The organism is Bacillus arachidis (assembly GCF_030285945.1).
Classification (GTDB): Bacteria; Bacillota; Bacilli; order Bacillales; family Bacillaceae_G; genus Bacillus_A; species Bacillus_A arachidis.
The window spans coordinates 213,383-238,673 of the sequence record NZ_CP127376.1 but is presented as its reverse complement, the minus strand read 5'-3'; the positions used below and the strand labels follow the sequence as shown (position 1 = coordinate 238,673).

Annotated in this window: 25 protein-coding genes; 2 read left to right on the top strand and 23 right to left on the bottom strand. The window is 36.5% G+C overall.

Translation table 11 applies throughout. The features are described from left to right. Positions 1 to 48 precede the first annotated feature (48 nt). The 13 genes from cshA to QRY57_RS02905 all read right to left on the bottom strand — a co-directional run bounded on the left by cshA (position 49) and on the right by QRY57_RS02905 (position 12,664). Entirely contained in the window at positions 49 to 1,620 is a 1,572-nt protein-coding gene (cshA, locus tag QRY57_RS02965) for a degradosome RNA helicase CshA (RefSeq protein WP_090694137.1), read from the bottom strand. A gap of 305 nt (positions 1,621 to 1,925) precedes the next feature. Next, the gene (locus QRY57_RS02960) at positions 1,926 to 3,302 is read right to left on the bottom strand and encodes a UDP-N-acetylmuramoyl-tripeptide--D-alanyl-D-alanine ligase (RefSeq protein ID WP_090694133.1); all 1,377 of its coding nucleotides are present in this window, start codon (positions 3,300 to 3,302) and stop codon (positions 1,926 to 1,928) included. Positions 3,303 to 3,364: 62 nt separating this feature from the next. Then, positions 3,365 to 4,453, bottom strand: coding sequence for a D-alanine--D-alanine ligase (locus tag QRY57_RS02955; RefSeq protein ID WP_090694129.1), 1,089 nt, complete (start codon positions 4,451 to 4,453; stop codon positions 3,365 to 3,367). Between the two features lie 309 nt (positions 4,454 to 4,762). Further along, a complete protein-coding gene (locus QRY57_RS02950) occupies positions 4,763 to 6,037 on the bottom strand; it encodes an MDR family MFS transporter (RefSeq protein WP_286016631.1) in 1,275 nt (424 codons plus the stop codon). 109 nt (positions 6,038 to 6,146) lie between these two features. Continuing rightward, a complete protein-coding gene (gene bcaP / locus QRY57_RS02945) occupies positions 6,147 to 7,562 on the bottom strand; it encodes a branched-chain amino acid transporter BcaP (RefSeq protein ID WP_026592765.1) in 1,416 nt (471 codons plus the stop codon). Between the two features lie 330 nt (positions 7,563 to 7,892). After that, positions 7,893 to 9,065: a homogentisate 1,2-dioxygenase gene (locus QRY57_RS02940; protein ID WP_286016630.1), complete on the bottom strand. Its 1,173-nt coding sequence runs from the start codon at positions 9,063 to 9,065 to the stop codon at positions 7,893 to 7,895. Further along, positions 9,031 to 9,987 carry a fumarylacetoacetate hydrolase family protein gene (locus QRY57_RS02935; RefSeq protein ID WP_286016629.1) on the bottom strand — a complete coding sequence of 319 codons (957 nt, stop codon included), beginning with the start codon at positions 9,985 to 9,987 and terminating at the stop codon, positions 9,031 to 9,033. The genes QRY57_RS02940 and QRY57_RS02935 overlap by 35 nt, the downstream gene beginning before the upstream one ends. 79 nt (positions 9,988 to 10,066) lie before the next feature. Next, entirely contained in the window at positions 10,067 to 11,185 is a 1,119-nt protein-coding gene (gene hppD, locus QRY57_RS02930) for a 4-hydroxyphenylpyruvate dioxygenase (protein ID WP_026592762.1), read from the bottom strand. Between the two features lie 364 nt (positions 11,186 to 11,549). Then, a complete protein-coding gene (locus tag QRY57_RS02925) occupies positions 11,550 to 11,663 on the bottom strand; it encodes a DUF3948 family protein (protein WP_035415253.1) in 114 nt (37 codons plus the stop codon). Positions 11,664 to 11,701: 38 nt separating this feature from the next. Further along, on the bottom strand, positions 11,702 to 11,812 hold the full coding sequence (locus tag QRY57_RS02920) for a DUF3948 family protein (RefSeq protein ID WP_286016628.1): 111 nt from the start codon (positions 11,810 to 11,812) through the stop codon (positions 11,702 to 11,704). A 76-nt stretch (positions 11,813 to 11,888) separates the two neighbouring features. Beyond that, positions 11,889 to 11,999, bottom strand: a complete 111-nt coding sequence (locus QRY57_RS02915) for a DUF3948 family protein (RefSeq protein ID WP_026592759.1) — start codon at positions 11,997 to 11,999, stop codon at positions 11,889 to 11,891. 77 nt (positions 12,000 to 12,076) lie between these two features. Continuing rightward, entirely contained in the window at positions 12,077 to 12,187 is a 111-nt protein-coding gene (locus QRY57_RS02910; RefSeq protein WP_026592758.1) for a DUF3948 family protein, read from the bottom strand. Between the two features lie 300 nt (positions 12,188 to 12,487). Then, positions 12,488 to 12,664 carry a hypothetical protein gene (locus tag QRY57_RS02905; RefSeq protein WP_286016627.1) on the bottom strand — a complete coding sequence of 59 codons (177 nt, stop codon included), beginning with the start codon at positions 12,662 to 12,664 and terminating at the stop codon, positions 12,488 to 12,490. Positions 12,665 to 12,739: 75 nt separating this feature from the next. Here QRY57_RS02905 and QRY57_RS02900 point away from each other — a divergent pair, with 75 nt between their 5' ends. Next, positions 12,740 to 13,612, top strand: a complete 873-nt coding sequence (locus QRY57_RS02900) for a Cof-type HAD-IIB family hydrolase (RefSeq protein WP_349775669.1) — start codon at positions 12,740 to 12,742, stop codon at positions 13,610 to 13,612. 37 nt (positions 13,613 to 13,649) lie between these two features. Here the strand turns inward: QRY57_RS02900 and QRY57_RS02895 are convergent, their stop codons facing one another. From QRY57_RS02895 to QRY57_RS02875, 5 genes are all read right to left on the bottom strand, one after another. Next, positions 13,650 to 14,615 carry an ABC transporter ATP-binding protein gene (locus QRY57_RS02895; protein WP_026592755.1) on the bottom strand — a complete coding sequence of 322 codons (966 nt, stop codon included), beginning with the start codon at positions 14,613 to 14,615 and terminating at the stop codon, positions 13,650 to 13,652. After that, the gene (locus tag QRY57_RS02890) at positions 14,615 to 15,592 is read right to left on the bottom strand and encodes an ABC transporter ATP-binding protein (RefSeq protein ID WP_026592754.1); all 978 of its coding nucleotides are present in this window, start codon (positions 15,590 to 15,592) and stop codon (positions 14,615 to 14,617) included. Before QRY57_RS02890 ends, QRY57_RS02895 begins: the two co-directional genes overlap by 1 nt. A 10-nt stretch (positions 15,593 to 15,602) precedes the next feature. Further along, positions 15,603 to 16,520: an oligopeptide ABC transporter permease gene (gene opp4C / locus QRY57_RS02885; protein WP_208018950.1), complete on the bottom strand. Its 918-nt coding sequence runs from the start codon at positions 16,518 to 16,520 to the stop codon at positions 15,603 to 15,605. Between the two features lie 13 nt (positions 16,521 to 16,533). Beyond that, on the bottom strand, positions 16,534 to 17,490 hold the full coding sequence (locus tag QRY57_RS02880) for an ABC transporter permease (protein ID WP_026592752.1): 957 nt from the start codon (positions 17,488 to 17,490) through the stop codon (positions 16,534 to 16,536). 109 nt (positions 17,491 to 17,599) lie between these two features. Next, complete coding sequence (locus QRY57_RS02875; protein ID WP_286016625.1) at positions 17,600 to 19,327, bottom strand: ABC transporter substrate-binding protein; 1,728 nt, start codon at positions 19,325 to 19,327, stop codon at positions 17,600 to 17,602. A gap of 435 nt (positions 19,328 to 19,762) precedes the next feature. Between QRY57_RS02875 and QRY57_RS02870 the strand changes: the two genes are divergently transcribed. Continuing rightward, the gene (locus QRY57_RS02870) at positions 19,763 to 19,960 is read left to right on the top strand and encodes a hypothetical protein (RefSeq protein ID WP_026592750.1); all 198 of its coding nucleotides are present in this window, start codon (positions 19,763 to 19,765) and stop codon (positions 19,958 to 19,960) included. 16 nt (positions 19,961 to 19,976) lie between these two features. Here the strand turns inward: QRY57_RS02870 and QRY57_RS02865 are convergent, their stop codons facing one another. The 5 genes from QRY57_RS02865 to QRY57_RS02845 form a co-directional block, all read right to left on the bottom strand. Further along, the gene (locus tag QRY57_RS02865; protein WP_026592749.1) at positions 19,977 to 21,122 is read right to left on the bottom strand and encodes an ABC transporter permease; all 1,146 of its coding nucleotides are present in this window, start codon (positions 21,120 to 21,122) and stop codon (positions 19,977 to 19,979) included. A gap of 11 nt (positions 21,123 to 21,133) precedes the next feature. Beyond that, positions 21,134 to 22,330: an ABC transporter permease gene (locus QRY57_RS02860; RefSeq protein WP_286016624.1), complete on the bottom strand. Its 1,197-nt coding sequence runs from the start codon at positions 22,328 to 22,330 to the stop codon at positions 21,134 to 21,136. 15 nt (positions 22,331 to 22,345) lie between these two features. Further along, positions 22,346 to 23,278, bottom strand: a complete 933-nt coding sequence (locus QRY57_RS02855) for an ABC transporter ATP-binding protein (protein WP_286016623.1) — start codon at positions 23,276 to 23,278, stop codon at positions 22,346 to 22,348. 139 nt (positions 23,279 to 23,417) lie between these two features. After that, complete coding sequence (locus tag QRY57_RS02850) at positions 23,418 to 24,080, bottom strand: response regulator (RefSeq protein ID WP_208018954.1); 663 nt, start codon at positions 24,078 to 24,080, stop codon at positions 23,418 to 23,420. After that, positions 24,077 to 25,270: a sensor histidine kinase gene (locus QRY57_RS02845; protein ID WP_286016622.1), complete on the bottom strand. Its 1,194-nt coding sequence runs from the start codon at positions 25,268 to 25,270 to the stop codon at positions 24,077 to 24,079. Before QRY57_RS02845 ends, QRY57_RS02850 begins: the two co-directional genes overlap by 4 nt. Positions 25,271 to 25,291: the final 21 nt, after the last annotated feature.

Genomic DNA, 25,291 nt, shown 5'->3' with positions numbered 1-25,291 from the left:
TACATAAATAAAAAAAGAGAATGTCCTTTGGGGACATCCTCTCTTTTATTAAGCTTGTGGTTTACGGCTATGATGTTTTCTTTCGCCGCGTCCATTTGAAGATCCTGGGCGACCTTGACCTTCACCTTTACGACCACCACGGTTGCGGTTACCATCACGGTTACCGTCACGATTACGACCATCACGGTTACGATCACGATTACGACCATCTCCGCCGCGTCCATCACGACTACGGTTACGGTTACCATCACGGTATCCACTTCCGTTACCACCGCGTTTTTTAGAACCGCCACCTCTTGAAACAACTGGTGGTTCTGATGTTAAAGCGATTGGAGTTGTATCTGGCTCTTTTGTCATCATTTTTAAAGCAGCAGCTACTACTGTTACAGAGTCATTCTCTTCTAACATTTCTTCTGCAATACGCTTGTAGTATGATAAGTTATCACTTTCAATTGTGCTTTGAAGTTTTTCTGCAATTAAACGTTGTTGACCTTCTAATGCTTCGTCAAGTGTCGGTGCATTCATGCGGTCCATTTTACGTTTTGTTGTACGCTCGATATTTTTTAATTGTCCTGATTCACGTGGTGTTACAAATAGCATTGCAATACCTTTTTTACCAGCACGGCCAGTACGACCAATACGGTGAACATACGATTCTGGATCTTGTGGAATATCGAAGTTGTATACGTGTGTTACACCTGAAATATCAAGACCACGCGCTGCAACGTCTGTTGCAACAAGAACTTCGATAGAACCTTCTTTAAATTTACGTAGTACAGACATACGTTTCGCTTGTGTTAAATCACCATGAATACCTTCTGCTGCATAACCACGTAAGTTTAATGCTTCCGATAATTCATCAACACGGCGCTTTGTGCGACCGAATACGATTGCAAGCTCTGGAGATTGAATATCTAATAAGCGTGTTAATACGTCAAACTTTTTCTTTTCTTGCACTTCTAAATAGAACTGCTGAATGTTTGGCATTGTTACTTCTTTTGCTTTTACTTTAATGTGTTGAGGTTCAGTCATGAAACGCTCAGCAATGCGACGGATTGGGTCTGGCATTGTTGCTGAGAATAATAATGTTTGGTGTGTTTCTGGCACATCTGTTAAAATTGCTTCAATATCTTCAATGAAGCCCATGTTTAACATTTCATCTGCTTCGTCAAGAACAACAGTTTCTACGTTTTGTAGACGAAGTGTTTTACGGTTAATGTGATCTAAAATACGTCCCGGCGTACCAACAATAATGTGTGGGTGTTTTTTTAGAGCACGAATTTGGCGGTTAATATCTTGGCCACCATAGATTGGTAAAATACGAACGCGTTTATGCTTACCAATTTTGTAAAGCTCTTCTCCAACCTGAATTGCTAATTCACGCGTTGGCGCGATAACAATACCTTGAACTGATTCTTTATGTGTATCCACTTTGTCTAATAGTGGCAATCCAAATGCTGCTGTTTTCCCTGTACCTGTTTGCGCTTGCCCAATAATATCTTTACCTTGCAATGCATGTGGAATTGTTTCAGCTTGGATCGGCGTAGCCTCTTCAAAGCCCATACTTTCAACAGATTGCAGTAAAGACTCACTTAATCCTAATTCTCGAAATGTTGTCAATGTTACTTCTCCTTTTCTATCCTATACTTATCATTTAAAAAAAGGCATTTTCCGAACTTGCGGAAAAGCCCTTTTCCTGAATTCTCACGTATATAAACGGGCGTATATTCTTCACGAAAATACTTCTAAACGTTATTACACTTTATCAATTATAAGTTTTGTATGTGCAAAAAGCAAACCCAACTGTTACCTTATTTCATATAAAGAGCTTTTTTCTTTACTTTTATTTTTCATTTTTTTACTGTAAGCGCTTATTAGCAGTTTCCACTATTTTTGTATCTGTCATCCCTATTTACACGCACCAATTATTTCAACATCGTAATAACTTCTTCTAACTTCATTCCACGAGATGCTTTCACTAATACAACGTCTTTCACATCAATGATTGCTTTTAAATCTTTCACAAGTTCTTCTTTATTGTCATATGCTTTTACACGTTCATTAGGGAAGTTAATTTTTGCCCCTTCAGCAATTTGAGTACCTAGTCTACCGTACGTAAATACATAGGAAATTCGAGCTGGATCAATCAGCTTACCTACTTCGTAATGAAATTGTACTTCTTGGTTTCCAAGTTCTAACATATCACCAAGAACAACAACTTTTTTAGAAAATCCATCTAAACCATTCATTAAATGAAATGCAGCTTCCATAGCTGTTGGACTTGCATTATATGCATCATTAATAATTGTTAACCCATTTTCTGCTTTCACAATTTCCATACGCATGCCTGTCATTTGAAGTGTTACTAAACCCTGTTTCATTTCTTCCCATGTTACACCGAAGTATTTCGCAATCGCCATTGATGCGAGCGTATTATATACATTATGTTTCCCAAGAACCGGAAGATAAAATACAATATTCTCATCCTGATTCATTTTAAAATACGTCCCCGTTGCTTGCAATGTTACTGAAGTGGGATAATAATCATTTGCTCTCGCATCACCAAACGTAACAGTTTCTGCTGATAAATTCATCTGTGGAACACGATTTGTTAATAGAGGTTCATCCCCATTGTATACAAATACTCCACCTTCTTGTAAACCAGTCACGATTTCAAGTTTCGCCTCAGCAATCGCATCACGAGAACCTAAATCCATCAAATGTGCTTCCCCAATATTGGTAATAATCGCAGCATTGGGGCGAGCTAACTTAGATAAAAATTCAATTTCACCTCGGCTAGACATCCCCATCTCCAATACAGCCATTTCTGTATTTTCTTCTAAGCTTAAAATAGTAAGCGGCAAACCGATATGGTTATTAAAGTTTCCCTCTGTTTTTTGAACCTTAAATTTAGTTGCAAGGAGGCTTGTTACAATATCTTTCGTAGACGTTTTACCATTACTTCCTGTTACACCTATAACTTTCACATCTAGCTGATCACGATAACTTTTCGCTAATGTTTGCAACGCGGATAGAGTATCCTCTACAAAAATCACCGGTATATTAGTAGGTGGATTTTGTACATCCTTTTTCCAAAGTGTAGCTACAGCACCATTTTCAATTGCTTTCTCTACAAAAGAATGTCCATCGAAACGCTCGCCCTGAATCGGAACATATAAATTACTCTTTTCAATTTTTCGTGTATCAATTGATACGCCCTGTACAATAATTTCGGCATATTCCTCTACTAACCCTGTACCATTCGTCATTTGTTCAATTTGTTTTAACGTTCGTTTTATCATAAAAAAACACTCCTTACATAGAAGAAACACTATTCTCTTGAATAGTGCTTCCCCCTTTTTTGTTAGATTGTATATTTAATTTTTTTCTTTTCTTCATGACGCTCAATCGCCAAACGAATTAATTCTTCAATCAACTCTGGATAAGGTAAGTTAGTATGTTGCCATAATAATGGGAACATACTAAATGGCGTAAATCCCGGCATTGTATTTACTTCATTAATATATACTTCCCCATCTTTCGTTAAGAAGAAATCCGCTCGTGTTAATCCAGCACCATCTAATGATTGGAACGCAAGAATTGCATCTCGTTGAATCGTAGCTGACTCTTCTTCTGTAATTTCAGCTGGAATAATTAGCGCTGTATCACCATCAATGTATTTTGATTTATAATCATAAAATTCCTTCTTAGGTACAATTTCACCTACAACAGAACATTTCGGCTCATCATTTCCTAAAACGCCAACTTCCACTTCACGACCAACAATATTTTCTTCTACAATAATCTTGCGGTCAAATTGGAACGCTTCTTCAAATGCTTTCTCTAATTCTTCACGATCTTTACATTTATTAATCCCAACACTTGATCCAAGGTTTGCTGGTTTTACAAAACATGGGTACCCTAGTTTTTCTTCTACTTTATCATAAGCTACTTGACGGTTTTTCTCCCATATACTACGAATGAAAGATACGTACTTCGCTTGTTTTAATCCAGCTTCCGCAAAGATATTTTTCATAACAACTTTATCCATACCAGCAGCTGATGCTAATACACCATTACCAACGTATGGAATGTTCATTAATTCTAACAGCCCTTGTACCGTTCCATCTTCACCATTTGGTCCGTGTAACAATGGGAAAATAACATCAATTGCCTCTTCTTGCTTAGAAGAAGAAACAGGGATGATTTCTGTACTTAATGATACTGGAGAAATTGCATTCTCCTCTCCGTTCATTTGTAATGCCTGCACACTTGTTACTTCACCTTCAATGCGCTCACCACGCATCCATTGGCCTTGCTCTGTAATATAAATTGGATGAATCTCGAATTTTTCTTGATTTAATGCTTTAATCGCAGCAAGAGCTGTTTGTAATGAAACTTGATGCTCTGCTGATTTTCCACCATATAATAAACCTAATTTAATTTTAGTCAATGAAATCACCCTAACCAATTGTTTTCATTTTTCTATTTTAGCACTTTTTATAAAAATAGGCAGTCCTATTTAAAATAAAGTGAAACTTTTCTCAGCATTGACCTTACTTCCCTTAAATAACAGGATAAAATGCCAATCCCTTGAATGACAGAACTCACCAATCGGAATTTTACGGGCAACCCGCTACAAATAGCGGGATAAACAGTTATTCTAATTCCATATATTTCCTTACGACAAAGTTATGACCTATTCTAGTTATGCACCTATATATATGAAGAAATACCGCTTTATGTGTATGTCACCTATTGATTATGAGGATTGTTTCACCACATCTCCCTTTTGTCTTTGTTCCACAAGGCGATCTAAGGAAATATATACAAGGCCTGCTATTACACATCCCACTCCTAAAATCGTGAACAACAAGTGCCCTAGCAATCGATCTAGTAATAATCCGCCAAGAAGCGGGCCGAATGCATTCCCTGTAATCCACTGTAAGCTCGCCGCCCCCATATATGTTCCACGTAAATGCTCTGGTGCTAAATTTGCAACAAATGTCATTTGTACAGGCGACATAATCATTTCACCTAGCGTATATACTGCATAAACAACAAGTAATGTTATTAAAATAACCGTAGCATTTGCTCCAGATTCACCAAACCACTTAGGTAACCAACCAATGAAAAGCAATCCAATTCCAAATAAACAAGCCCCATATAACATCGTCTTTCCAACCGGTTTATCTGTTGCCCATTTTGAAATTTGAAATTGGAATAAAACAACTAGAAGTCCATTTAAAGCCATTAAATATGGATATGGGTTGTTTTTACCAAATATCTCTTTCATTTCATTATCAAAATGAAGAGGGAGCATACCTTCTGTTTGTGAAAAACCCATGGAAACAATAATACCCGCCAATAAATAAATTATGAGTACCTTATCCCTCAGAACAATTTTCCAAACCGATTCTGATTCCTTTTTCGTATCCCCTCGCTCTTTCAATGCAGCTTTCGGCATGGTTTCTTGAATAAGCATTAACACAAGAAGTGCATAAAATAGCATTGTAGATGAAGCAATAATAAACACTAAATTTTTGGAAAGCACAACTACCGAAGCCCCCATAATCGGCCCGATTGCTGCCCCAATATTATGTCCCATTCGTAATAAACCGTACGCCTCTGTTCTCTTTTCAGGTGCTGTCACGTCCGCTACCATCGCCGATGCTGCTGGATGGAATAACGAGTTACTTAATCCTAAAAAAATAGACAGAATAGCATAAGGAATAAACCCTTCTATAAATAAAAAACCAAGCATTAACAATGCATTACTCGCCATCGAAAATATCATAATGGGTTTTCTACCATATATATCAGCAATTCTCCCCCCTATTAGAGAACCAAAACTTGCTGCAATGGGAGAAAGTGCCATAATGACCCCTACTTCTAATAAAGAATCTACTTTATCTTTTAAATACAATGCAAAAAACGGCATTAACATCATCATTGCAATTCCATTCAACGTTTCCCCTACAAAACGAATCCACACGTTACGATCCATCGCTTGTAACTCACGCCACGTCTTTTTCATTTACAACACCCCTTTAATCAACCACTCCTTATCTTATATTAATATTAGAAAAATGTAAATTTTCAAAACAAAAAGATCCGTTCTATTCTATTTAGAACGGATCCCTCTCCTATAAATTCGCTACATCTTCCTTATCTTCTTTATTATTTAAAACACTATGCTTCCGACTATATAAGAAGTAAACCGCTACACCAATCACCATCCAAATACCGAAGCTCATCCATGCGGTTCCTGATAATTGAAGCATTAAATATAAACAAAAGATAACTGTTAATGCAGGTAAAACTGGCACAAGCGGCGCTTTAAAAGCACGTGGTAAATCTGGGTGTGTTTTTCTCATTACAATAACAGCAACAGCTACAAGTGCAAATGCGGATAATGTCCCCATATTTACAAGATGGGCTAGTACATTTAAATCAATAAGACCTGAAATAAGCGCTGCTATAATACCTGTTGTCCATGTATTTAAAAATGGTGTTTTAAATTTCGGATGAACTTTCGCAAGACGCTTCGGCAGTAATCCATCACGACTCATTGCATATGAAACACGTACCTGCCCATACATCATAACTAACATTACAGTTGTAATTCCTGTAATTGCTCCTACCGAGATAACACCTGCTAAACCATCTTGTCCAATAAACTGAAGTGCAAAAGCTACCGGATCAGAAATATTCAGCTCACCATAAGGTACAATCCCTGTCAAAATAAGTGAAACAACGATATAAAGAATGGTACAAATGAGTAAGGATGCTATAATACCAATTGGTAAATCACGTTGCGGACGTTTTACCTCCTCCGCTGCTGTCGATACAGCATCAAATCCAATGAATGCAAAGAATACTGTTGCAGCCCCAGCCATTACGCCATCGAGACCAAACGGCATAAACGGCGTCCAGTTTTCCGGCTTTACATAAGTAAAACCAGCAAAGATAAAGAGTAATACAACTGCTATCTTAATAAAAACCATAATATTGTTTACGCGAGCACTTTCACGTACACCCCTAGATAAAAGAACAGTCATAATTAAAATGATAATGACAGCTGGTAAATCAATAAGGCCACCCTTTCCCGTTCCAGGAGCAGAAGATAGAATGGTCGGAATGTGAATCCCAAAGCCTTTTAATAAAGATTGGAAATAAGCAGACCATCCATTAGCTACCGCAGATGTTGCTAATAAATATTCCAACATTAAATCCCATCCAATTAAAAATGCAAATATCTCTCCCATCGTCGCGTATGTATACGTGTAAACACTTCCCGAAACGGGAACAGAAGATGCAAATTCTGCATAACAGAATGCAGCAAAAGCACAAGCTAATGCAGCTATAGCGAATGACAAGATGATAGCTGGTCCAGAATGTTTCGCTGCCACCACACCAGTAAGAACAAAAATCCCCGTTCCAACAATAGCCCCAATCCCAAGCATTGTTAAATCTAGCGCTCCCAATGTTCTTGCTAATGTTTTCTGTTTACTTTCCTGCAGTAATTTTGCAATTGGCTTTTTCTGAAAAATTTGCTTCATAGCATGCACCTCTAAGTTTCAATTTTCTGAAAATTTAATTATTTTCATTTTACTTACAACACACTTCTTAGTCAATACCTTTGTCGAAATAAACAGAAAATTATATAATCAACAAGCAATAAACAATATGTAAATACTGTATATAATTATATCTCTATATCTTTTTATGATTATTTTTGATATTCTATAAATTGTCGATTCCAACTAAAGAAAGAGGCAAACTCATTTTATGAGTTTGCCTCTTTTTATCTGGCCATTTGCGGGCAGTATTACTACCCGTGAGAGCTAATAATCAACTGGGAATAGACTCCCACTGATTAAAGTTTCACTTTATTTCGTATTATATGAACCCTCTTCAATCCAGCTATACATATACTTCTCATCTTCCGTCGCATGTGCTTGTTTCACAATACGGAGGGGACGGAATGTATCGATCATAACCGCTAATTCAATTGTTTCTTTTTTCCCTAAGCTTGCTTCTGTTTTTCCAGGATGCGGTCCGTGTGGAATACCACTCGGATGGAGTGTAATTGAGCCTTCTTCTACGCCTTTTCTGCTCATAAAGTTCCCTTCTACATAATAAAGAACTTCATCACTATTTACGTTACTATGATAATACGGTGCCGGGATTGCCTCTGGATGGTAATCATATAAACGCGGCACAAAAGAACAAATAACAAAGTTATGCCCTTCAAAAGTTTGATGGACTGGCGGTGGCTGATGAACACGGCCCGTAATCGGTTCAAAATCTTCTACATTAAAGACCCAAGGATATAAATATCCATCCCAACCGACAACATCTAACGGATGATGCTGCATAACATGCTTATGCATATAACCTCTCGACTTTGTCATCACGACAAACTCGCCTTTTTCATCGTATGTCTCTAACTTCTCTGGCCCCCTGATATCTCTTTCACAGAAAGGACTATGTTCTAACAATTGACCATACTCATTACGATAACGACGCGGTGTTGTAATTTGGCTATTTGCTTCTACAACAAGAAACTTAGACTCTCCCTCATCTGGAATAACTCGGTAAATTGTTCCGATTGGGATTGTTACATAATCACCTTTCCGGTAATGAATCGTTCCGAACATCGTCTCAATTTTCCCAGTTCCATAATGAACAAATAACATTTCATCTCCATCACCATTACGATAGAAATGATCCATTTTTTCTGTTGGGTTAACAACGCCAATTAACAAATCTTCATTTCCTAATATAAAATTCCTTCCGTTTATCGCATCTCCAGTTTTCTTGTTTTCTTTCGTACGAAAGTGACGATGGGCGAGCGCTACGTCTTCTTCATACTGCAATTGACAAGAATATGCCAATGCAGCATGCCCTACTTCTGTTGGCATATAATGATGATACAAAATAGATTGTGTACCAGAGAAACCTTTCGTTCCCATCACCTGTTCACGATAAAGTGATCCATCTTCTTTACGAAATTGTACGTGTCGCTTATGAGGAAGCTCCCCCATGTGACGATAATACATGCCCATCACCTGCTTTCATTTCTTTTTTCACTGTATTACGCATTGTGCCTAGCCCAGTGATCGTAAGTTCTACAACGTCACCATCTTGTAACCACTTTTCTGTACCAAGTTCTAAAATACATCCAGTTCCAACCGTGCCAGAACCGATTACATCTCCTGGGTATAAGGTAACATCCTCTGAAGCACGTTCTATCATTTCTGCAAACGTATAGTAAATGTCTCGGAAATTCCCTTTAGACAAAAGTTCTCCGTTCACATGAGCAGTCATTTCTAAGTTATAACGTTCACCAGTGCGATAAACATCTAATTCCTCTTTTGTAACAAGATAAGCTCCTAATGAAGTAGCGAAGTCCTTTCCTTTTGCTGGACCGAGTCCTACTTTCATTTCCTCGGCTTGCAAATCTCTTGCACTCCAGTCATTCATAATACAATAACCGAAAATATATTCTTCTGCTTGTTCACGTGAAATATTTCTTCCTTCTTTCCCAATCACACAAGCAATTTCTAATTCGTAATCAAGCTTTTGGGATTGTTTCGGGCAAGAAACAGAAGCTTCCGGCCCAATAACGGCACGGTGATTTGTAAAATAAAAAACAGGAATATCATACCACTCTGGAACGACATCTAAACCACGACGCCCACGAGCCGTTTTGACATGTTGTTCAAACGCATAAAAGTCACGAATACTACCTGGATTTGGAATGGCTGCACAAAGCTCCACATCTTCCAGTGAGTACACACCACTTGTTGGTTCTCGAATACCACGCACTATTTCTGCATACTCATCCACTTTCTCTAAAAAAGCGAGCATAGATGAAGGAAGAGTGCCATTACTTGCTATATTCATATCAATTACTTTGTCACCTTCAAGCCAACCAGCACGCATTCCCTCTGAAGGAAGACGAAATGTAATAAATTTCATCACTTTCCCTCCTTACTGTTCATATAAAGTACAACTTGAATCAGTGGGAGACATAGCTCCCACTGATCAGTAAAAAATTTTATAGATTTCCACGTCGCTCTTGTTCTCTTTCAATGGATTCAAATAATGCTTTAAAGTTTCCTTCGCCAAATCCACGAGAACCTTTACGCTGAATAATTTCGACAAATAATGTTGGGCGATCTACAATTGGCTTTGTGAAAATTTGTAGTAAGTAGCCTTCATCATCACGATCTACAAGAATCTTAAGCTCTTTTAACTTATCAATTTCTTCATCGATTTTCCCAACACGCGCCGTTAACTCTTCGTAATACGTATCTGGTGTATCCAAAAACTCCACTCCGTTTGAACGAAGCGCTTCAACTGTTTTCACAATGTCATTTGTTAATAACGCGAGATGCTGTACACCCGCACCATTATAAAACTCTAAGTACTCCTGAATTTGTGATTTTCGCTTTCCATCTGCCGGTTCATTAATTGGAAACTTAATACGACTTCCATTTGTCATAACTTTTGACATTAATGCGGAATACTCTGTGCTAATATCATCGTCATCAAAATGAATCATTTGTTTAAAGCCCATAACGTTTTCGTAATAGCTAACCCACTCTTCCATTTTTTCAACGTTGCCGACAACGTGGTCTACAGCGATTAATCCTGTTTCTTCACTCGGAATATTAAATTCAACTTCTTCATAACCAGGCATAAATTTACCTTTATAATTTTTACGCTCCACAAGAGTATGGATTGTATCACCATACGTACCGATAACCGCCTTTTTTAATGTCCCATGTTCATCCGTTAATTCTTCCGGTGGAGCAATTGCAACAGCACCTCGTTTTACAGCCTCTGAATAGGCCTTTTCAACATCATCAACAAGTAAAGCTACATCTTTTACTCCATCACCATGGATCTTTACAAATTCCGCAATACGGCTATCACTATTTAAAGTCCCAGACACAACAAAACGCATGTTTTTTTGCACAAGAACATAAGAAACCTTTTCACGGTTTCCTGTTTCTAATCCAGAATAAGCAACAATTTTAAATCCGAACGCCCTCGCAAGGTAATAGCTTGATTGCTTTGCATTTCCCACATAAAATTCTAAATGATCAACATCACGTACCGGAAAGAAATCTTCCATTTGTGCAGCTAACGTATCCATAGATTTTTGTTTCATAAATTCCTCATCCCCCTGTAAATAAATTGAATGTTACATACTGAGAACTAATCGAAAGCGCTTCCAGATACCACTAAAAAAATAGTTAGCAAGCTAACAAATTTCTAACTTTTAAAATTTTCTATCTTTTCTGTTAAATACCTCTTTTTTCTTCCATATAAAATTCGACTTTTTTCTCTTTAAGATAACAGGGAATCCATACATATAAGGATATAATTTACTGATGTGGATCTAGAACAAATAAAAAACGATTAGAATACAAAAAAGACCCTAACATATTAACTATCTATAATATGTTAGAGTCTTTATTTTTTTTGAATAATGGTACGAATAATATATGAGAATTCCCTCTTATCTATACCTATCATACTAATACATTTGCAAGGAATACAATAAGCGCTGTTAATACTGCTGCTCCACCTGCTGCCCCTAATAAATCCATCTTTGTTACTTGTAATACCTGTTCCATACTCCTCATTCTCCTTTCAGCTTTTTGTAACTCTTTATACTATTCTATTATACTAATGCACTTGAAAGAAATACGATTAATGCTGTTAATACTGCTGCTCCACCTGCTGATCCTAATAAATCCATTTTTGTTAGTTTTAATACTTCTTTATTTTCCATTTCTCTTATTCTCCCTTCAATTCACAACTATTTTTCCTGTTATAATACTTATTCCACTCTCTGTACAAAACCTCTATTATACTAATGCATTAGCAAGAAATACGATCAATGCTGTTAATACTGCTGCTCCACTCGCTGATCCTAATAAATCCATTTTTGTTACGTGTAATACTTCTTTGTTTTCCATGCTTTTCATTCTCCCTTCCGTTCACAACTTTTTTATTTGATACAATAATCCGTTCTACTGCTTGTACAAAGTTTCTATTATACTAAAACGTTAGAAAGAAGTACGATCAATGCTGTTAATACTGCTGCTCCACCTGCTGATCCTAATAAATCCATTTTTGTTACTTGTAATACTTGTTCGTTTTTCATAGTTACTCTCTCCTTATCAATCGGTATTTATATGTAATTTCTAAGAAATGATTAATTCATAGTTTTTATCTTAACGTTACATTAAATTAATTTGTGTAACGTTTGTAACATTAATGTAACATAACTTTTTTCATACTGCAATATAAATACATAAAATTTATTACATTTTTTTACAATACGATCAAAAAACATTTATAAATCCCTTTGTATAGCGTTTTCTAACACGCACACGTTTGTAACATTAATGTAATATTGGAGTTACAAAACGAAATAAACGTAGCAACAAAAGTGTGGAGTATCTCATCTACTACTTTTTGTTACAAAAATATGATCCTTATATTCTCTTTCTACACTATTTGGGATCTTATCCAACGGAATATCTATCTTCTTCATAATTTGCAAGAATAAGCGCTCTTCCATTTTTTCTATCTCATCATACCCTTTCGAAATCGTTTTAAAGATTTGTTTCATTAACATTTCCATAAAGCCCAAGATAAGTTTATATGTTTCCTCAAGATAACTATGTATAATAAAAGCAAAGAGGTGGTCAGTTTGAAATTAATCGCACTAGATATGGATGGTACACTATTATCATCTAATCTTGAAATCTCCAAAGAAAATTTACAAGCTATTCTTGATGCTAAAGCAGCCGGTCATGTTGTCATGATTTGTTCTGGTCGTGCAAAAGAAGATGCCTTAAAACTATTGGAAGAGTACCAATTATCACTTCCAGTTGGAGCAAGCAATGGAGCAATTGTTTACGTTGATGGAAAAGTAATTAACGCACGTTGTTTACAAAATGATAAAGTATACAAGCTTGCTAAATTACTAGAATCTGAAGGTTTTCCATATAAGCTGTACACAAATAAAGGCGTTTATTCTCCTGATAATTGGAAAGAACAAGTAATGCATGCATTCGAAAAAAATAAGCATGCGCTGGATGTTACAATTGAAGAACTTGAACGGATTACAGAGAAGCAAAAAAAATCGAACTTAATTACCGATTTTCAAAAGATCGAAGACGTCGTAAATAATCCCGAATTAGAAATATCGAAATTCTTTATTTTGACGTTTGATGCAGAGCATCGCTCACAATTATTGCAATCTTTACAAGAAGATAAAGAAATTATGGTTACAGCATCAGCTCCGACGAATTTAGAAATTATGGACAAACATGGTCATAAAGGAAATGGATTACAAGAAATGGCATCTTATTTCAATATTCCACTTCAAGATACCATTGCCATTGGGGACAACTTTAACGATGTACCAATGTTAGAAGTAGCCGGCTTATCGGTTGCGATGGGGAATGCTGAAGAAGATGTAAAGAGATTATGTGATGTTGTTACATTAACAAATGATGAGCATGGTGTTGCACATGCAATTGAGCAGTATGTACTAAAACAGCCATCAGCAAGCAAATAAGAGAAAAGGACTCTTCCGTATTTGGAAGAGCCTTTTTTTACACATGATGACAGGCAACAAGATGTCCTTCTCCAACATCACGGAATTCTGGCACTGCCTGCTTACAAATATCTGTTACAAACGGGCAGCGTGTATGAAAACGACAGCCTGATGGTGGATTTACTGGACTTGGAATATCTCCTTGAAGAATAATTCTTTCACGCTTAACAGTTGGATCGGGAATTGGTACAGCTGATAACAACGCCTTCGTATATGGATGAAGCGGATTTGCAAACAATTCATCACGATTTGCTGTTTCCACGATGGTCCCTAAATACATAATCCCAATTGTTGTACATAAGTGTTCGACAACACTTAAATCATGTGAAATAAATAAATAGGATAAACCCTTTTTTTCTTGTAATTCACTAAACAAGTTTATAATTTGTGCTTGAATAGATACATCTAACGCTGCAACAGGTTCATCAGCAACAATAAATTCTGGATTTAGTACCATCGCTCTTGCAATGACGATACGCTGACGTTGTCCCCCAGAGAATTCATGCGGATAACGATCAATATGATATGGTGCTAAACCACATAACTCTAGTACTTCTAACACTTTTTCACGAACATTCTCTTTCGTAGCTAAACCATGTGCTAACATTGGTTCACCAAGTGCTTCTCCAATTCTCATTCGTGGATTCAATGAACTAAATGGATCTTGGAATACAAGTTGCATATTAGGACGATGCTTTCGCAATTCCTCTTTTGATAACACGTGAACATCTTGCCCTTTAAATTTTACTTCGCCCTCCGTTTTTTGAACAAGGCGCAGGATAGTTTTCCCAATCGTCGTCTTTCCACTTCCCGATTCACCTACTAGTCCAAACACTTCACCCTTATTAATAGTGAAGCTTACCCCATCTACTGCTTTTACATGCCCAATTGTTCTACTAAATATGCCACCTTTAATTGGAAAATACGTTTTTAAATTCTTTACCTCTAATAATGGTTCACTCATTACTCAGCACGCTCCTCATATAACCAGCAAGCTACTTTATGATGATCTTCATGTATCAAAAGACCGGGTGCTTCATTTTTGCATATTTCCATGCAATGTTCACAGCGACCACTAAAGTAGCAAAATTCCCCTAAGCCAACTAAGTTTGGAACTTGCCCTGGGATAGAATAAAGTTTATCTGTTCGCTTTCCCATTACTGGTTTTGATTTTAGTAGACCTTTTGTATATGGATGTTTAGGATTTTGAAATAACTCTAGCACAGGCGCTTCTTCAATTACTTTACCACCGTACATAACTACAACATAATCTGCCATTTCTGCTACAACACCTAAATCATGTGTAATTAATAAAATCGATGTTTTAAATTCTTCTTTTACCTGTCTCAGTAAATCTAATATTTGTGCTTGGATTGTAACATCAAGAGCCGTTGTAGGCTCGTCAGCAATTAATAGTTTAGGATTACAACTCAGTGCAATCGCAATCATAATCCGTTGCAACATTCCACCACTTAACTCGTGTGGATATGAATGCACAATTTCATCGGCACGTGCAATACCGACCTTACGAATCAATTCAATTGCTTTTTTATACGCCTCATTTTTACTAAGCAATTCATGTTCCCTTAACGTTTCTACAATTTGTTCTCCAACAGTAAATACTGGATTAAGAGATGTCATCGGTTCCTGGAAAATCATCGCAATCTCATTTCCTCTTAAACTGCGAAGTTCCTGCTCTTTCATTCCTAAAAGACTTTTGCCTTCATAAAGGATATCACCACCAACAATACCTCCAGATTCAGCAATGAGTCCCATAATAGATAAAGCCGTTACACTTTTTCCGCATCCTGATTCCCCCACTACACAAACCGTTTCACCTTCTCGTACAGAAAAGCTAACATGATTCACAGCTTTTACTGTACCTTCCTCCGTATGAAAGTGGGTTTGTAAATCCTTTAACTCTACTACTGCTCTACTCACGCTTCCTCACCTACCGCTTCATCTTTGGATCCAATGCATCACGAAGTGCATCACCAAGTAAGTTAATTGATACAACTGTTATAAAAATCGCAAAACCGGGCGGAATCCATAACCATGGACGTTTTTGGAAATCAATTAATGAGTTTGCCGCACTAATCATATTTCCCCATGATGGTGTTGGTGGAACAACCCCAAGACCTAGATAACTTAATGCAGATTCACTTAAAATAGCTCCCGCTACGCCTAACGTTGCCACAACAATTAATAAAGGGAATACATTCGGAATTAAATGATGTACAATCTTTCGATAATCCTTTAATCCTAATACATCAGCAGCTTGCATAAATGATTGTTCCCGAAGTGTTAAAATTTGTCCTCGCACTAAGCGTGCAAGCCCCGGCCATCCAATCAAACTTAGCATAATCATAACAACATAAAGTCGATATTCAGATGGAAGTTTCCATTCTGATAAAATAGCACCCATAATGATAAGTAATGGCAATCCTGGAATAGACATTAACACATCCGCAATACGCATAATAATATGATCTACAACACCACGATAAAAACCAGATATAGCCCCTAATAACGCGCCAAGTATGACAGATAGTACCATCGAAGCTAAACCAATTGTTAATGAAATTCTTCCCGCCTGCATCAATCGTGTTAAAATATCTCTTCCAAGCTGATCTGTACCAAGCCAATGAGAAAAACTTGGTGGCTTATTAATTTGTGTTACTTGAATTGTTCCAGAAACATATGGTGAAAAAAATGGCCCGATAAAACAAAATACAAACATAAAAATCAAAATATAAAATCCAAATAGCGCTAATTTATTTTTCTTAATTCTAGTAAATGCCTGTCGCCATGGTGAAGTCACATTTCCTTTTTTCTTATTTTTCTTCTTTACTGTTACAATAGTCTCCATCTTTCTCCCCCCCTTACTTTAATCGAATACGCGGATCGACAATCGCATAAACGATGTCCGCTAAAAAGTTTGCGATAATTGTTAGGCAAGAGAGAAACATTGTAAATGCCATTAATACTGTATAATCTCGAAAACTCAACGCTTCTAATTGAATGGTCCCAATTCCTGGCCAATTAAAAATTTGTTCAATAATAATTGCACCAGAGAACAATCCTGGTAATTCAAATGCAAGCAATGTGATTGCTGGTAAAATCGCATTTTTTAGTGCATGTTTATAAATAACGACTCTTTCTTTCAACCCTTTTGCCCGAGCAGTTCGGATATAATCTTGTCTTACAACTTCAAGCATTCCCGTTCTAAAATAACGAGTCAATGAGCCGACACCAAGGAGTGTTAAAATAAATACTGGTAAAATCATGTGCCTAAGTACTTCCAATATGTACGTAAAACCTGTCGAATTACTTCCTATATTAATCATCCCACCAATTGGTAATACATGAAGATCAACAGCAAATACTTTAATTAAAAATAGGCCGATAAAGAATGATGGAAATGACATCGCTGCAAAAACACCGATTGTTACCAGTGCGTCAAACCATGAATGTTGCTTTGTTGCTGAAACAACCCCAACAATAAGTGCAATAATCCAAGTAAAAAATAAAGCTGCAGCAGCAACAATGAAGGTATTCCAAATAAATTTATTAAGCAATGATGTGACAGGTTCTTGATATTGTAACGAAAAACCAAAATCACCATGTAGTGCATTACCTAACCAATGAAAGTATCTTTCTAGAATAGGTTTATTTAATCCATACAATTCTCTTAATTCCTGTGCGCGTTCTGGTGTTAACTTTGGATTCGAATCAACATAATCGCCTGGCAGGAGGGCAAATAAGAAAAAGATAATAATAGATGTACCAAGCAATGTAGGAATCATTTGTAAAAACCTACGAATGATATATGTTTTCACCTTTTGTCTCCCCAATCATATTTACTTAAAAATAGAAGAACATTTTTTCAAAACAGCAAGGACTAACAACTGTATGAAAAAACGTCTTCTATTCATTAATTACTTATCCCTATTGTTCAATAGATAAAACAGGTAAGTTTGAACTAATGCTATCGTATTTTTCTGGATTAATTCCTTTTACACGTGAATTGTGTGCTGAAATGCTTTTACGGTAATTTAATAAAATGACAGGGGGATCATCGCTTAATTCTTTATATAATTCTTTATAAATAGGTTTTCTTTTTTCAATATCTACCGTTTCAATACCTTTTTTAATTAATTCATCTACTTTGGGATTACTATAACCAGCCGAGTTATCTGGATGCGTAGATTCAAACTCACCTACAGTTTCACTCGGATCAGAAATAATCGGTGTCGCAACAGCTGCTAAATCATAATCAAACTTTTTAAGCTTCGAAACAAGTGTATTAAAGTCCATGATTTCCGGATTAAACTCCACACCTAATGCCTTATAATTCTCTTTCGCAATTGGTATAAATACCTCTTCTTGCTTTCTTCCACTTGCCGCATAATAACTCAACTTTAATTTCTGTCCATCTTTTTCACGAATGCCATCAGATCCAACTTTCCAACCAGCTTCATCTAACAATTTTTTCGCTTTCTCTAAATTGTACTCATATTGATTTATACCCTTATCATCATATGCCCATGATGTGGGTGAAATCGGTATATTCGCAACAGAAGCATTCCCTTGGAAGTATGTATCTACATATTTTTTACGATCTAATCCGTAAATAAGCGCTTGTCGTACTTTTTTGTCTTTTAAATATGGCTTCTTATTATTAAGGTAAACGAATGAGTATGAGCTCACTGTTTCAATATTGAAGTTAGCAAAGCCTAAGCTCTTTAATTGTTCAATGTTGTCATTATTAGCAGCAAACCCATCATAGTCGGTTTCTCCTGTTTGGAATAGCTGGAAATTCGTGTCTGGTGTTGTAATTTTATAAATAAAGTTTTTAACTTTTGGTTTACCAGCATAATAATGTTCATTTGCCACAAATCGTACTTCTTGACCTGGGACATACTTTTCAAATTTATAAGGCCCTGCCGCAATTGGTTTACCATATAAATCTTTTAAATAGTTTAAGCTTGTATTTTGCTTATAATCTTTTCCATAATAAGCCTTAGATAAGACAGGTCCCCCCAAGCTTATTAATGCTTGTGAGTTTACTTTTTCTGTCGTAATTTCAATTGTTTGTGGATTAACTACTTTAATTCCTTCAATAGACGTAGCTTTTCCTTCTTTATAATCTTTTCCGCCTTTAATTGCATATTGTAAAATATCTGTACCACCCTCATAAGCCTTATCATGTAGCAATGTTAATGTAAATGCCACATCATCTGCTGTTAACGGTGAACCATCACTAAATTTCAAATTTTTTCGTAAGTGGAACGTGTACTTTAATTGATCAGAAGATACATCCCATTTCTCTGCAAGCTCTGGAACTGGCTTCCCTTGTTTATCTGTTGATACAAGAGACGCAAATATAACTGATGTTACGTTACCGTCCCAACCATTCTCTTGAAAATATGGTAAGAACACACCACCAGGCTTTGAAATTCCTACAATAAGTGTATCTTTTCTCTGCTTCGCTTTCTCAGGATTTTTCGACTTATCTGTCGCTGTAACCTTCTCTATCTTTAAATCTTTTACATCCTGTTGTTTTGCTGGTTCCGTTGAAGCCTTATCCTCCTGTCCCCCACAAGCAGATAACACAAGCGAACTACTCAGTAATACTGAAAATACACCAGCCCATTTTTTTGTCTTTTTCTTCATTGTCCCCACCCTAACTTTTTTTAATAATTACACTTTATGAACTGCTTGCCTTATGTATGCCTCCCACAGCAACATTTTATAACCCATCGGAAAAGTCGGTTTTGAACACAAAAAATAGATATTTATGAGGGGTAACATCTATATTCCAACTTTTCCGGTAGACTTTATGGTTATTAGATTATACCCTTCATAATATTTTGTCAATTCTTTCTACACTAAATATTTCAATAATTTTTACAAAAATGTTGTTGAATCTTTAATTTAGGTAAACTTAACAATATACCATATATTTTCTACCTATATAACGAAGTAGTAGCCCCCTTTACCCTGTCAATTATTCATTTTATACGAACGAAAGAAACTGTTTAAAAATCAGTCTATTATTCCATGGGCAGGCATAGGCTAATAACAAATTACCAAAAAGGGGGCGAAAATATGGACAAACTATTCCTATATGTCTTGCACTATGTTGCTTTGACATTCATGATAGTCGGGGCATTGCTACTGTTTCCGTTCTTCCCAAAGTTCGTCCTCTTTTTAGCATTTCTCTTTATGCTCGGAATTGCAATTAGCATTTCTATAGGAGAAGACGATACACAAAAAGAAAGCAGAGTTCAGCGTTCGAAGCTGTAAACTCTGCTTTCTTTTTTCAATCATAACGTATTCTTGTTAAACCAACTATGAAGAATACACCAGCAAATAGCATAAGTATACCAACATATCCTGCTATATCTGCTAACGTTCCTCCTCTTGCAATCAATTCGGTAAACCCGCGCATTGCCCAAGTTTGTGGAACAAAGTTTGCTACTTTTTGCATCCATTCAGGTTCAATTTCAATGGGCCAATACAACCCACTAATCATACAAGTTGAAACAACAACGAGATTACCTGAAGCTGACTGCTGATCCGTTGTCTTCACAATACTGGCTAAGAATAAAGCTAAACCAATGACTGCTAGTAATAACACCGAAACAAGTATGATCGTCCCTAACAAATTTCCCCACTGTACACCGAACAGGACATTCGTTAATACCATTAAAGTACCAAATTGAATCCATCCAATTAAAAAGAAAGAAAGTATATATCCTCCTAGTATTTGAGCCTTTGAAACAGGCGTTCCTAATAGACGATACCAAACGCCCAGTTGTCTTGCTTTTAAAATTGTTCCTGTTGCACTTAGCATTACAATCATTACAAAAAGAATAGAAAATCCTGCAGCCCGCCCTGTTACGTTATTCATTTTTTTCTCCCCTAGTGCAATGGATTCTTTTTGAAGTGAAACCGGTTCTACCTTTGTATGAATCGTTTCATACACCTTCTCCCAAGACATCCCCCCTATTTGCTCTGAATCTCTTGCTGCCGCTACTTCTATTTCCATCTTTTTTATTGCACTTTGTAATATCTGTTCTACAGATGCTCCCCCGGTAAAATCAGCGCTCGATTGAAATTTAACCTTCTCTATTTTCCCGGCTGCCATACTCTTTTGAAAATCTTTTGGAATTGTCACAATACCAGAGGACTTCTTCTTTTCAATTTTCTGTTTTGCTTCTTCATACGTTACCTTCTCTATAGAAATTAAATCACTTTTCTTTATTTCTTTATAATAGGAGTTAGATAATATAGATCCATCTTGATCTACTAAACTAATATTCACTTTCGTATTTCCACTCTCCCCTAAAAGCCCTCCAAAAATAATTGTAAAAATAATAGGCATTCCGAACATAAGCATATAGCTTTGTGGCTTAATTAAGATTTGTTTTAACTCTAGCCAGCAAAGCGCCCAAATTTTTTTCATGATTTCTCCCCCTATCTCATACGCAAACGGAAGGTTCCGATGATAACGGATATAATACCCACACTAGATAAACTTAAGATAACTGGAAATAACGTATACCACGATGTACCCGACATGATGTTTAAAAAACTTGTAAGCGCCCATTTATTTGGAGCGATATTAGCAATGGTTTGCAGGATATCTGGAAATGTATAGATTGGTAACATAGATCCTCCTAGTATGGCTAAAAACTGAATTCCGATTCCCCCCATTAAATCCGCTGTTTTTTCCTCACGAATAAATGCTGCGATGAGCATAGATAAACCTGCTACGCAGATCCCATAAGAAATTCCGACTACGGTAACCTGAGAGATATCTTCTCCCCAATTCACATCAAAGGCATAATGAGTAGCAACTACAAATACCTCAAATTGAAGGTATGCGAACAATAACGTTCCAAAAAACTTCCCTATGAGAATAGCAAATGAACTTGTCGGCGTACTTAATAGCCTTGCTAATGTTTCCGTTCGTTGCTCTGTTATAATAGATTTTGCTCCAACTGTTATGTTAAATAATAAAAACATGACTAACATTGCCGCAGCATAATATTGCATCGCAGCAACTGTTTTTGGGCCGACTGTTCCTTTTTCAATTCCCTCTATATTTGAAGTCGCTACTGTTTGTAGGTTAGCGCTTACCTGTTTTGCAAACTGTTCAATATTCTCCGGCCGTGATTTTGCTAGATCTGTTACGACGGTCTCAGTAGAAACTGCAACTGTTTGCACACGCTCTGAGAAAGAACGGATAAGCGTTTCAGCTATTTTTGCTTGTATATCTTTTGATGGATCTGTAATTAATTTTGCTTCTTTTAATTTTCCGTGTTGTATATGTTCACTCCACCCATTCGGAATCATAATTCCAACATCAATTTTCTGCTCTCTTATCATATCCTCTAACCCTTTTTGTGAGGTTACGACTTCTATCTTTACACCATCTTTTATTTCCTTTGACTGCAATACATCTTTTTGAAATATATCTGCAAACTCATCTGTTCCTTCTTGATAATAACCAATTACTGTTCTAGGTAATCCTCCACTATCGAATGTGTTACTTAGTGCTGATCCTAAAATAGCCGTTAATAGAAGTGGCATAAGTAACATCATCATAAATCCACGTCGGTCTATTAAACGAATTTTTAAATCTTTCCATGCAACAATAAAACTTTTCATGAGTTCCTAACCTCCTTAATCACGAAGTGAACGCCCTGTTAACTGTAAAAAAAGAGCTTCTAAATTTGGTTCTTGCACTTCAAGCTTTAAAATTTGCACATGATTTTCTACAACTACCGAAACAACTGTACCGACAGCTTCTCCATTCTGTAGTCCAATATCAAACGTATTTGTATCCTCTTCGATGACAATCCGTTCTACAGTTGGTATCTCTTTTATTTTCTGCAGCAGCTCCTCTTTATAACGATTCAGTTGTAACTTCACCATAAAGCCATCAGCAAGACGATTACATAGCTCCGTTTTCGTTCCTAATGCAATCACCTTTCCATGGTCAACAATAGCAATTCGTTCACATAAATACTCCACTTCTTCCATGTAATGGCTCGTATAAATGACCGTCATACCTTTCTCATTTAATCCTTTTACCGTTTCTAGAATATGGTTCCGTGATTGTGGATCAATCCCAACCGTCGGCTCATCCATAATTAATAACTCTGGTTCGTGCATAAGTGCCGCACCTATATTAATCCGGCGTTTCATTCCACCTGAAAATGTTTCAATTTTTTCTTTTGCTCGATCTTGTAAACCAACATATACTAATACCTCATCAGCTCGTTTCTTCGCAATCGCCCCACTTAAACCATACATTTTCCCCCAAAAGATTAAATTTTCTTTGGCTGAAAGTGTAGGGTATAAGGCAATATCTTGCGGAACAATACCAATCTTCCTTTTCGCATCTAATGGATATTCTTTTACGGACTTCCCTCCAACTTTGATGTCGCCGCCATCATATGAAATCAGCCCACAAATCATTGATATTGTCGTTGATTTCCCTGCACCGTTTGGGCCAAGCAAACCAAACGTTTCCCCCTTCTTCACTTCAAAAGATACATTCTTTACAACTTCTTTCTTCCCAAACGATTTTGTAATATGATCTACGACTAACATGTCGATTCAGCCCCTTTACATTCATCTTCAATCTCATTGTAAAATAACATCCTCTTTCTTCCATCATCCTTAAGATAGAAATACAAAATAAAAAAAGTAGCGTAATCTGCTACTTTTTGATTCTTCTCTATGCCAAAAGTCATGTGTATGTTGTAATACCATATCTCACCGCATATATAGCGGCTTGTGTCCGATCCCTCAGCTCTAGCTTACTAATTAAATTAGAAACATGATTTTTTACAGTCCCCTCTGTAATGAACAATTTTTTAGCAATTTCTTTATTGCTCAATCCAAATCCAAGCTCCCTTAATACATCTACTTCGCGCTCTGTTAGTTGTTCCATTTGCTTCGGCTGATTTTCCTCTGATATATCCATTGTTTTTGTTCTTTTTAATTCCTTCACAATTTGAGCTGTTGTATCCTGTGGAAGAACAGCCCCTCCTCCATAGACTGTCAATATTGCCTGAACTATTGCATCTGTCTCCATGTCTTTTAATAAATAACCGCTTGCTCCTTGTTCCAAAGCTTCAAAAATAAGTTCACTATCATTAAATGTCGTTAACATAAGAACCTTCATGTCAGGAAACCTTTCCCTTATTAAACGAGTCCCTTCAACACCATTGATACGAGGCATTCGAATATCCATCAAAATAATTTCAGGTTGTAATTTTTCTACCTTGTCAACCACTTCATCTCCATCACTAGCTGTTCCTACCACTTCAAGTTCTGGACGTAAATTTAATAGCATTGCTAAACCATCACGAATAAGTGACTGATCATCAACGATCATAATACGAATCATCTTGTTCCTCCTACTATCCATATCTTTTCCTTCAGTGGGAACTCAACCTTTAATCGAAATCCCTTTTCCTTTTCGCTCTCAAATCGAATCATGCCGCCATGTTCCTCTACACGTTCCTTCATATTCATTAATCCAAAACCAGGACTCACTTCATTTACACCGATGCCATTATCAGAGATTGATAATACCACTTTCTCATCCAGGCAAGATAACTTCACTTCACATAAACTAGCTTTTCCATGGCGTTTTGCATTCGTTAATGACTCTTGCATAATACGCAACAAGGTAGGCTGTAATGACAACGGAATGATAATTGGATCTCCTTGTAAATGAAAAGCTATTTGTACTTTTGTTACCTTTGAAAAGTCATGTAGCATCCCCTTCATACCTTCTATGATATTTCCTAAATCCTTTTCTTCCTTCAGTGCACGAACTGACGCCCTTACTTCTTGCAGGGATTTTCTAGCTAATTCATAACATGTATGTAAAACTTCTTCTGTAACATCCGATTTTTGCTTCCATAAGGCCTCCGCAAGTTGTAACTGAACAAGTAAAGCTGTCATATTATGACCAACTGTATCATGAATTTCTCGGGCAATATCGTTCCTTTCCCGTACTGCAGTTAATTCTTCCACTTCCTTCGCATATAACTGTAGCTGTTCATGTGCTTCTTTTAAAGCCTTGTGTGATAATGTCAATTTTTCGTATTGATCATCGACGGTTTGATGGGCCACTGTCAGCTTTTTAATTAGATTCCCGGCTAAAGCACTGAAGACAACGAACATAAAATTAATAGCATTACTATCCACTTCTATCTTTCCAGTATGTTGATACGTATATAGTAAAATAGCAAACCAACAAAAAAAGAAAAAACCAATAAAAAAATATACAACTACTTTCCGCCAGTTATGAATAAACACACCTACGGCATCAATCCCAAATATAATTAAATATAAACATGTCTCAGGAAATAAGAAACCTAATAGCGCTGTAACTACCCCGTTTGAAAGGAATACATAAAATTCACCCCTTCTCCCTTGATGTGGTTTGATCAGTAAAATGTGATTTATAACATAAATTAAACACGCAATTCCAACAAAGATTTGTAAATTTTCTGTTTCACGTGAAACATGAGTTATATATACCATGCAAATCATAACAATTGTAATGATACGTGCGTATCCTAACATAAAATTCTCCTCGCATTTTTG